The organism is Desulfotomaculum defluvii (genome assembly GCF_054657375.1).
This window is the reverse complement of record NZ_BAAHYV010000006.1, coordinates 382933-394029: the sequence shown is the minus strand read 5'-3', so window position 1 is coordinate 394029 and position 11097 is coordinate 382933. Positions and strand designations below refer to the sequence as shown.

The window sequence follows — 11097 nt, the reverse complement described above, 5'->3', positions numbered from 1 at the left end:
GGTCGTTTTTTGACTAAAGAAATAAAAAAGGACATCATTGCCGATGCGGCCTTATCCTGTTTCTTAGCATCGGGTTACGGTGCAACCTCTGTGGACGAAATAGCCAAGGCATCGGGTATGAGCAAAGGAGGCATCTACTGGCACTTTAAGAGTAAAGAAGATATTTTTCTCTACATCATCACACGTATGATAGATGAGTGGAACAATCATTACTTAGCCACACTAAAGGAAACCCGTACGGCATCGGACAAGCTGTCAAAATACGTAGAACATCGTATTAATGAGGTAGATGCACCTATCATTGCCTTAGTATTGGAATTTCTTCTGCAAAATAAGGATAAAGAAAATGTCATTAAAATGAATTGCGAAATTCATAAACCTACCAGTATTATCTACAACATTATCAAGGAAGCCATTGATAACGGCGAATTTAAACCCCTAGACCCTAATATCTTGACTCTATCCTTTTTAGCCATTTTTGATGGCATTGTTCTACAGATATTTATGCACAAGAATAAGCAATTACTAGAAAAAACCGTAAGAACTGCTTTAGACATTTTTCTTACAGGGGTACGGGCTAGTTAATTAACTAAATTAAATATCCGAAAGGAGTAAAAAATTTTGAAAAGAATCATAAGTACGGTTAGTCTACTACTAATACTCGCTGTTTTTATGACAGGCTGTGGTAAAGAAGCCCCTAAGGCCCAGGAGGAAAAGCTGGTCCCTGTGGAAACTACAAAAATCTCTACCAAAGACCTCAACCATACTCTGAATACGACTGGTGAAGTTATTGCCGGGGCAGATGTCAACGTCATGCCTAAGGTTTCCGGTCGTGTACAAAGGGTCATGGTCAATGTAGGTGATAAGGTACATAATGGCCAGGTACTACTCCAACTGGAGGGTAACGATGCCCAAAATGCCCTGTCTCAAGCAGAGGCTGGACTTGCATTGGCCCAAGCCAATTTGGAAAGAGCTCAGCAAGGGCTTAAGGATGCTCAAATAAATTTTGATAGAAATAAAGAACTTTATACTGCCCAGGCCATTTCTCAAGCACAATACGAGCAAGCTGAGAGTGGGTTAGTTACTGCCCAGACCAATGTCAAGGTATCTGAGGCCCAGGTAAAACAAGCCCAGGCAACCTTAAATACAACTCAGGATAACTATAACAATGCCACTGTAATCTCTCCCATTGACGGGGTAGTGGCTGCTGTAAATGTGGACCCCGGTGAAATGGTATCACCCCAAGTTTCACCGATTACTGTGGTCCAAATGGCGAGTACCAAAATTAAGGTCAACGTTTCCGAAAACGTTGTGGCTTCCATTAAAACCGGCACCAAGGTACCTGTAACCATTAACGCCTTAAACAACACCGTAACAGGTACAGTTCTCTCAGTGGCTCCCAAAGCTGACCCCGATACCCGAGCCTTTGCCGTGGAAATCCAACTTCCCAATGAAAAGGGCGATATTAAACCCGGCATGGTAGCTCGCTTGAATCTATCCACTGGTACTTCAAAGGCAGTTCTAGCTCTACCCATTGATGCAGTGTTAGAACGAGATGGCCAGTACTCCGTCTTTATTGTGGAAGATGGTAAGGCCAAAGAGGTTTCTGTCAAGGTAGGTGCTACCTCTGGAGAATTAACCGAAATTAAATCTGGTTTGAAAGAGGGGCAAACAGTAATCGTAACTGGCAACCGCTTGGTGGGCGAAGGACAGAAAGTGAAGGTGGTCAAGGAACTGGGAGGTGCTGCTAAGTGAAAATAGCAGATATATCTGTCGATCGCCCAGTGGCCATTTCCATGCTGATTATTGCCCTAGTTGTGCTAGGTCTCTTTTCCTTGCCTCGGCTAGCGGTAAACCTCTATCCTGATATGGAACTCCCTATTGCTGTAGTTTCTACCTCGTATGAAGGAGCAGCACCAGCAGAAGTAGAAGAATTAATCACCAAGCCCCTTGAATCAGCCGTAGCAACCACGGAAAACATCAAAGAAATTCGGTCCAATTCCCAAAATGGTTTCTCTCTAGTAATTGTCATATTTAACTGGGGTACCAATATGGACAATGCTACCATTGATTTACGGGAAAAGATTGATTTCGTAAGGGGTATGATGCCCGACGATGCCAGTTCCCCCCGGGTTATGAAACTAGATCCCAACCAAGCACCCATCATCTCCTTCTCATTAACTGGTGCAAATGGAGACCTAGTAAAACTTAAGAGAATTGCTGAAGATGATATTCAGCCTCGTCTGGAACGGATTAAGGGTGTTGGTTCCGTTTATATTAGCGGTGGTAAAACCAGAGAGATTAAAGTTATTTTAGACCCAGCTAAAATGGAAGCCTATGGCTTAAGCACTGGGCAAGTTATGCAGGCCATCGCTTCTGATAATATCAACGGTACTGCAGGCCGAGTTGACAAGGGCTCTAGCCAAACAACTCTCCGTGTAGTTGGTGAATATAAAAGCCTAGACCAACTGAAGCAAGTTCAAATCAATCTTGCCACTGGCAACTCCATTGCTTTAAAAGATCTTGCCACCATAGAAGATGGTTTTAAAGAAGAGGAACAGTTTACATTTACAGATGGTAAAACCTCTCTGGGCTTGAGCGTGTTGAAAGCCACCGGAGGCAATACCGTACAGGTAGCCAATGAAGTTATGGCAGAGGTTGAAGAGCTCAATAAAACACTGCCGGATGGCGTAAAGATTACAACTGTGGTTGATACATCTAAATTTATTAAGGACTCCATTAATAACGTTGTGGAGCACGGCTTACTGGGCGGCTTCTTTGCAGTAATCGTCCTCTATCTGTTCCTCCGCAGCGTCCGTAGTACCCTAGTGGTAGCCTTAACTATACCTATCTCCATTATAGCTACCTTTTCCTTAATGTATTTCGGTGACCAAACCATAAACATGCTTTCCCTAGGCGGTTTAGTTCTAGGTATGGGTTCCCTGGTAGACTTTTCTGTAGTAGTTCTGGAAAGCATTTATCGGTACCGACAAAACGGCTTTGGTATTATCGAAGCTGCTAAACTAGGTACTTCTGAAGTTTCCAATGCTGTAACGGCGTCGGCCTTAGCCCAAGTGGTTGTTTTTATGCCCATTGTTTTCGTAGAAGGAATCGCGGGTATATTATTTAAGCCAATGGCTTTGACAGTAAGTTTTTCCCACATAGCAGCCCTTTTTGCTGCCTTAACGCTGGTGCCCATGATGTCTGCACGATTACTTAGAAATGTCTCCCCTGCGGATGAGACATTGCCGGAGGGTAAAACCAAAAACCCCGTTATTGTGTTTGGTAAGTTTATGCACTCGTTAAATCAACGTTACGGTCGACTATTGAGTTGGGCCCTCGGAAACCGGAAAAAGGTTGTTGGTTTCACTGTGGCTCTCCTCATAGCCAGTATTGCTGCCACTCCTTTAATTGGTACTGAATTTATGACCACCATGGATCAGGGTGAAATTACCGTTAATATTGAGATGCCCGCAGGTACAAAGGTAGCAGAAACTTCCCGAGTGGCTGCGGACCTTGAAAAGTTAGCCCATGACCAAGTCAAAGAAATTGAAAGAATCTTTACTACCGTGGGTAGCGGTGGCCAACTCTCCTTCCTGGGAGGCAGTGCCAGTGATCAAGCATCGCTACAGATTAAACTAGTGCCTTTAGCGGAACGGGATATAACAACGGAGCAAGCTGCAGAAAAACTACGCCAGGCCATGCAAAATATCCCCGGAGCTGATATTACTGTAGCAGTTTCTGATGGTTCCGGTGGCCCTACTAGCACAGCGGTAGAAATTGCCATCCACGGGGAAGACCTAGAGGTGCTGGAACAAGTTGGCGACTTGCTGGTTGAAACAGTGAAAGGCGTAGAGGGCACTAGAAACGTGACCAACTCCTTGACCGAAGGCACTTCTGAGATGCGCATTAATGTTGATCGGGAGCAAGCTGCCCGTTACGGACTATCTGCCAGTCAGATTCTCTCGGCAGTGAGCACGTCCTTTGATGGTAAATTGGTTGGTCAAATGCGTACCGGCGACGATGAGGTTGATATACGGATGCTTACCCCAGAAGACACTGGCAAAAGCGTTGATACCTTAGCGAATTTGACTATTGTCTCACCAACCGGAGCTAGGGTACCATTATCAGCCGTAGCAAGCATCCAATCTCACCAAGTACCAACAACAATCTCCCGTACCGACCAAACCAGGGAAGTTACGATTACTGCCGATGTTACAGGTCGTGACGTAGGAAGTGTGAATAAGGACATTCAAGCAGCCATTAATCAATTAGCCTTACCTGACGGCTACGAAATTGCTTTTGGTGGTCAAGCTGAGGATATGGCAGAATCCTTTGCAAGTCTGGGATTGGCTCTGTTGCTGTCGGTGTTACTGGTATTTATGGTTATGTCTGCCCAGTTTGAATCTTTGTTCCAGCCCTTTATTATCATGTTCTCCCTGCCGCCAACCTTTATTGGAGCGATTTTTGGACTAGGCATCACAGGAAACCCCATCAGTGTAACCGCTATGATTGGGGCGATCATGCTAGTGGGTGTTGTGTTAAACAATGCCATCGTACTGGTAGACTATATTAACGTACTGCGCAGACAAGGACATGAACGTAATGAGGCAATCTTAATGGCTGGTCCAGTACGACTACGTCCCATTTTGATGACTGCTTTGACAACGGTATTGGCCTTGCTGCCAATGGCCTTTGGTACCGGTGAAGGTGCCGAAGCCCAGGCACCAATGGCCATCGTAATCGCCTTTGGTTTGACCTTCTCCACGTTAATTACCCTGGTGCTTGTACCAGTGGTTTATACACTCTTCGATGACCTAGGCAAAAAACTATCTAGTAAATTCGGCAAAATGAAAATACCCTTCTTCAAATCAAAAACAGTATAATTAGAAAAGGTTGCCGATAATTTCGGCAACCTTTTCTCTGCAAATTAAATAAACTTTATTTTCTTTGATCTACCTGCATAAGGACAACTAGTCTTACTTGGCCCCCCTAACGGGCACAATCAGGACATTTTTCTAATAAGCTTAAGACATTAATTGTGAGGAAACAAAAAATATGACATTTTTCTAGAGGAATAATGGATTTATCGTATAATTATAAAGAGTAATAATGTTCTTACAAGGTGGTTAGTCTCTTGAGCCAAGTGAAACAGTTAAAATTTACTGCTGTAAAAATTAGTAATTTTAGTATTACAGGGGATTTTGATCAGCTCTGCAACCAATGCGGCAACATAGGGGCCTCAATTCTTCCTGAAGTGGAATTCCTTAATAACAAAGTAGTTAAAAACTTTGGACTATCCATATTCTGTTCCTCTCCGGAATGTCGAAACCTCTCCTACCATTTTTTAAAATTAGCAGAAAATATGTCTGGGTCTGATAACTATGATAACTTTACTCACCTTCCCAAAGGAATAAGGATAAGCTGTAACAAATGTGGTAGTCAAGATATTAGAGTTAATATTAAACTTGATCAATCTGGCTTTAAGTTTGTTTATGACCTAGTAGCTGTCAACCTTTCTTGCTCCTGTGGCAACTGTGCCAAACACCAATTTTTAGGTAAATATTTTTAAAGTAGTTGCTGAACCCTAGGGTAAGCAACCTTTTATTTTATTACTAACCCTTTGCCACATTAATTGAGGATAAGGTTTTTGTGCACATCCTTGCATAGTCACCAAACTAGCCCCGGTCACAACTTGACCAGCCACCATTACCTGCAGCTTTCCCACAACCTGTCCTGATCTTAGCGGTGCATAAATTTCTTTTTTTAGCTTCACAACCTTCTCAACCTGTTCAGAATTAGCAATTGGTACCGTCAACACAATATCCTGGTTAACTGTAACTGGCACCTTGTTAACAACCCCCTCCTTAACCTCAACAGCAGTAAAAGCTTCTCCGCTTCTGGCAAGCTGCAAGTTTTCATACCTACTGAAACCGTAATCTAACAATCTAATTGACTCATTCCACCGGTCATCACTGTGCAGTACCACAGCAATTAATTGCCGCCCGCCCCGCTGAGCCGCTGCGACTAGACACTTACCTGCGGCGTTGGTTGTACCGGTTTTTACTCCATTGGCTCCCTGATAACTCCACAACATTTTATTGGTATTGCTTAATGCACGTACTCCCTCTGGACCCGGAATGGTATGGGTTTTAGTGGAAACAATTTTACTGAAAACAGGTTTTTCTAAGGCAGCCCTTGTTATGAGGGCCAAATCATAGGCAGATGAGTAATGATTATCATTGGGTAGCCCGTTGGAGTTACAGAAATTTGTATTCTTAGCTCCCAATCTGCGGGCCCTTAAATTCATTAAGTTAACAAAAATATCCTCCCGAACCGCAATTTGCTCTGCTATGGCCACACAAGCATCATTGCCAGAACGCATTAAAGCCCCATAAAGAAGTTGCTCCAGAGATAATTTTTCCCCTACCCTTAGATAAACACTGCTCCCCTCAACCCCGGCAGCCTGAGAACTAACAGTTGTAACCTGCTGCAAATTACCAAGTTCAATGGCCAACAAGGCTGTCATAATTTTGGTAGTGCTGGCAATGGGCCGCGATTGGTGAGGATTCTTAGCATAAAGAACCTGTCCTGTGTGAGCATCCATAACCAAGGCCGAAAGAGCAGAAAGCACCGGTGGATCATTAATAAAATTTCCTGTTTCTATCACTGGCAATTCTTGTTCATAAAGAAAAAACACATCAGTACCCATCTTATCCGTTTCCTGGGCAAAGACAGACCCTGTAGAGAAAAATAAAACCATTAAAAAAATCAAGAAACCCAAGCTTATACTTCTATTTTTCCGCACTTTACCACCCCGCAAATTATTGTTTTGCTTAGGTTTCCCTTGCCTCATCAGCTTATGGCTGGAAAAAATTAAAGCACGCAAAATGCGTGCTTTAAAAGTTACATAAGCTTTTTAGCAGATAATACTGCAATTTCATCCTGGCTGCCATATACCTTTTTAATAAAGATTCCGATGGGAATTAAGGCTAGCACAAAGCCCAACGGATATGCAATATTGGTAGCCAGTTTAAAACCTTCTGGGGCCATTAGGATATAGGTAAAGGTCACCACCGTCATAAAAGCAGCCGGCACTGATGCAACCCAATGGGCTTTCTGATTCTGTACCAGGAAGGTAGCAGCTGCCCACAACATAATCATGGCTGTTGTCTGGTTTGCCCAGGCAAAGTAACGCCATAAGAAGTTAAAATCAACCAAGGTCAAGGCATAACCGACTGCGAATAGCGGGAAAGCAATTAACAGGCGTTTGCCAAAGGGTTTTTGATCCATTTTAAAGAAGTCTGCAATTAGCATCCGTGCACCCCTGAATGCTGTATCTCCCGAGGTAATAGGTAGTACAATAACACCCAACACAGCCATGGTACCACCAACGGCACCCATCATGGTAGTAGCAACTTCTTTTACAACTCCGGCAGGACCAGGTCCCCCGGCGGCCAACATTTTGCCTAATTCCGCAGTATCACCATAGAAGGCCATACCAGCAGCTGCCCAGATCAGGGCAATAACACCTTCAGCTATCATCATGCCGTAGAAAATTTTACGGCCTTCTCTTTCATTTTGAGTACAGCGAGCAATAATAGGGGACTGAGTAGCATGGAAACCAGAAATAGCACCGCATGCTATGGTAATAAACAACAGTGGCCAGATGGGAGCTCCGCCGGGATGCAGGTTAGCCAGTGTTAATTCCGGAATCTGATAACCTTGTACAATCAGAGAACCAGCAACCCCAAAGGCCATAATCAGCAACAGAGCACCAAAGAAGGGGTACACTTTACCAATAATCTTGTCAACTGGTAACAGGGTAGCTAATACATAGTAAAGGAGGATAATTCCTACCCAGACAGATAACGTCATCCAACCAGGGGTTAGGTCAGCCAATAGTTTAGCAGGTCCTGTCATAAACACGGTACCCACCAATACCAGCAGTACCAAAGCAAAGATGTTGGTAAAGGATTTCATGCCTTTTCCCAGGTATCTACCAACTATGTCCGGTAAACCGGAACCACCATTTCGTACGGAGAGCATCCCTGAGAAATAGTCATGAACTGCACCTGCAAATATAGAGCCTAGTACAATCCATACAAAGGCCACTGGTCCCCACAGGGCGCCCATAATAGGGCCAAAAATAGGTCCTAAGCCTGCAATATTTAGTAACTGAACAAGACTGGCACGCTTCCATTCCATGGGCACAAAATCTACACCGTCTTGATTTGCATAGGCCGGAGTTACATTTTTCTCATTCACCCCGAAAGTCTTTTCGATAAACTTACCGTAGGTGAAGTACCCGGCTACTAGCAATACAATAGAAAGAATAAAAGTTATCATTTCGCTTCCCTCCTTAGGAAAGTAATTTAGTAGGTTGACTCATTGCTATCATAGTAATACAGGAGGGAATGGTTTTGTTTAAAATCTGCATAATTGGTCGAAAGCAGTGTATAAGTTGTCAAAACTCCTTTGTTAAAAACTATTATATCCCCAAAAGACGCCTGATTTCCTTCATACCGTTACGACTTACCGGAACCCTTGAAGAGCTGTCATCCTTCATCACCAATTGATATCCTTGGAATCCTGGCTCAATGGTTTCAATCTTATCAATATTTACTAGAAAGCTATGATGGGGTCGAAAAAAGGGTAAATCCTCCAAACGGTTTTGCAGGGCTTGTAATGTATAATTAACAGAGTAGGTATCCTTGGCGGTTTTGATTAGGACATCCCTACCCTGCCGGCTGGCGAAGACAATATCTTCAGGGTTTAATAATTTTATTAGGTCGTCAGAACTAACTGCAATTTTCTTCTGAAAAAGATTTTGCTTTTTATGGCTGAACATTCGTTGGAGCTTTTCAATTGATTCTGCCACCCGTTCTTCGGCAAATGGTTTTAATAAATAATCCACAGCATTTACTTCAAAGGCTTCAACGGCATGCTGGTCATAGGCTGTGGCAAAAACCACCAAGGGTGCTTCCGTAAAACGCCCTAACTGTCGTGCTACTTCTAGACCCTCCCCTCCGGGCATAGAAATATCCAAAAATACTACATCTGGCCGCTCCTTCTTGATGACCTGAAGGGCCGATTGAACATCGTCTGCTTCTCCTACCACTTCAATATCTACATGTTGTTTTAACAAATAGATTAGTTCATCTCTGGCCGGTGCCTCATCATCCACTACCACTACCCGTATCATAATCCCCTCCTTATTGGTTCATTGGTATGATAAAAATAACCTTGGTTCCTAGACCTGGCTTACTCTGAATAGAAAGGCCCGCTTGGGGTCCAAAAATACTGATTAGTCTACTGTGCACATTATTTAAACCAATGCCCTCATCACTTCTTTTTTCTGGATGCAACAATTCTATCACCCGCTGCGGCTCAATTCCCAGGCCATTATCTTGCACCGAAATTTGTACCTGATTCTCCTGCTGCACTGCCTCTATCATGACATGACAATCCTCTGTGATTTTCTTAAAGGCATGCTGAACAGCATTTTCCACCAAGGGTTGTAAAGTAAGTGGTGGTAAATTTAATCCATAAAGATTTTGCGGTATATTTATTTCTACTTGAAGTCGATTGGAAAAACGAGCTTGTACCACAGCAAGGTAAGCCTGTACGTGTTTAATCTCCGTTTCTAAGTTGGTCCACTTATTTAAGGAACTTTTTAAATTTTGTCTAATATAGTTACCTAGATGGATAAGAACACTCCTTGCCTCATCTGGATTGGTCCTAATCAAAGAAACCACTGTGTTTAAAGCATTAAAAATAAAATGGGGATTTATCTGCGCCTGTAAAGCTTTAATTTCTGCATCTTGCAGTAATCTGGCCTGCCTTTCTGCCTCCCCCAGTTCCAGTTGTGTTGAAAAGAGCTGGGCTAGGCCCCGGGCCAGTTCTACCATCAAGGGATCTGGCTGTTGTCTTCGCACTGAATACAATTTGAGAGTCCCTACAGTTTCTTTACCGTTAGCTAGCGGCACTACCACTGCTGATTGGAGTGGACAGTGTGGTTCTGGACATAGTATCTCCTCTGGATTAGATGCAATCTCCAAATGTCCCTTGCGCAAAACCTCTCGGGTTACCTTAGTCAATATTAATTCACCAGGAAGATGATGATCTGCTCCTTCTCCCACATGGGCAAGAATAACTTGTTGATTGGTAATTGCCACTGCCCCAATACTGGATTCCTCATAGATAATTCGGGCAGTAGCCAAAGCCGAATCCTCGTTCAAACCGGTTCTTAGGTAAGAAAGTGTTTTGTCTGCAATACCCAAGGCCCGCTGGGCTTGGACAGCTCCAATATTCCTTTCATTTTCTAAAACTGCCTGAACAATGGCTATAAACAGGGCAATTCCTAAACTATTGGCAAAGATCATGGGTATAGCAATGATCTTCACCAGGGCAAGAGCCTTATAAAAGGGCTGTGCTACCATTAGGATAATAGCCATTTGACCAAATTCCCCAATAATGCCCGTCAATAAAGCCACCCCCGGGGTGAAGGTCCTTTGCCTCATTTTATAATAAACGGCTCCTGCTATGATCCCTTCATAAACTGTAGAAATACCACAGGCCACATCAGTAAAACCACCCATGGTCATTCTCTGTAGACCAGCAATAAGACCGGCCAAAAGCCCCGTGATTGGTCCTCCCAATAACCCCCCTACCATCACCCCGATGGCCCGTGAATTAGCAATGGCGTCTTCGTAGGTCAGATTACCAGGGAAAAGTTCTTGCACATCGCCTGGTGTTATGGTAATACCGGTATAGGTTCCAACAATACCGAAAATACCAAAAATGATAGCTAAGTGAATCTTCCCTCGCAGAGTCGGCCTGTTTTCCAATAGAGATCTAAACCCTTGCCAACGGGTAAATAAAAAAGCAATGGCCACAATAAACCCCATTCTTTGTGCCATTGAAATAAATAATAACCAAATCAGGTTTTACACCTCCGTTTCATCCTCAGTTTTCCCTTACAATACCTCTTATTATGTTTTGAGGCCAGCATACAAAAAAACCATGGGAGATTTATTTCCATGGCCTAACTATCGCTTTGTGCTTCTTGTTCTCCCTGCGTAGTCTTCTTAGATA

At 43.4% G+C, this 11097-nt stretch carries 8 protein-coding genes; 4 read left to right on the top strand and 4 right to left on the bottom strand.

The genetic code is table 11. The features are described 5' to 3' along the window. The first annotated feature begins 9 nt into the window (after positions 1 to 9). From ACYQ03_RS04540 to ACYQ03_RS04525, 4 genes are all read left to right on the top strand, one after another. Entirely contained in the window at positions 10 to 585 is a 576-nt protein-coding gene (locus ACYQ03_RS04540) for a TetR/AcrR family transcriptional regulator (RefSeq protein ID WP_459907967.1), read from the top strand. Between the two features lie 36 nt (positions 586 to 621). Continuing rightward, positions 622 to 1755, top strand: coding sequence for an efflux RND transporter periplasmic adaptor subunit (locus ACYQ03_RS04535; RefSeq protein WP_459907965.1), 1134 nt, complete (start codon positions 622 to 624; stop codon positions 1753 to 1755). After that, positions 1752 to 4886, top strand: a complete 3135-nt coding sequence (locus ACYQ03_RS04530; RefSeq protein ID WP_459907964.1) for an efflux RND transporter permease subunit — start codon at positions 1752 to 1754, stop codon at positions 4884 to 4886. Before ACYQ03_RS04535 ends, ACYQ03_RS04530 begins: the two co-directional genes overlap by 4 nt. 260 nt (positions 4887 to 5146) lie before the next feature. Then, positions 5147 to 5572: a hypothetical protein gene (locus ACYQ03_RS04525; protein ID WP_459908747.1), complete on the top strand. Its 426-nt coding sequence runs from the start codon at positions 5147 to 5149 to the stop codon at positions 5570 to 5572. Positions 5573 to 5587: 15 nt separating this feature from the next. Here ACYQ03_RS04525 and ACYQ03_RS04520 read toward each other — a convergent pair whose 3' ends face one another. From ACYQ03_RS04520 to ACYQ03_RS04505, 4 genes are all read right to left on the bottom strand, one after another. Then, the gene (locus ACYQ03_RS04520) at positions 5588 to 6808 is read right to left on the bottom strand and encodes a D-alanyl-D-alanine carboxypeptidase family protein (RefSeq protein WP_459907963.1); all 1221 of its coding nucleotides are present in this window, start codon (positions 6806 to 6808) and stop codon (positions 5588 to 5590) included. Between the two features lie 98 nt (positions 6809 to 6906). Next, positions 6907 to 8349, bottom strand: coding sequence for a carbon starvation CstA family protein (locus ACYQ03_RS04515; protein WP_459907961.1), 1443 nt, complete (start codon positions 8347 to 8349; stop codon positions 6907 to 6909). A 142-nt stretch (positions 8350 to 8491) separates the two neighbouring features. Next, positions 8492 to 9205 (bottom strand): LytR/AlgR family response regulator transcription factor, encoded by a 714-nt coding sequence (locus ACYQ03_RS04510; protein WP_459907960.1) that lies wholly within the window; start codon positions 9203 to 9205, stop codon positions 8492 to 8494. 10 nt (positions 9206 to 9215) lie between these two features. Continuing rightward, positions 9216 to 10898: a LytS/YhcK type 5TM receptor domain-containing protein gene (locus ACYQ03_RS04505; RefSeq protein WP_459907958.1), complete on the bottom strand. Its 1683-nt coding sequence runs from the start codon at positions 10896 to 10898 to the stop codon at positions 9216 to 9218. Between the last annotated feature and the right edge of the window lie 199 nt (positions 10899 to 11097).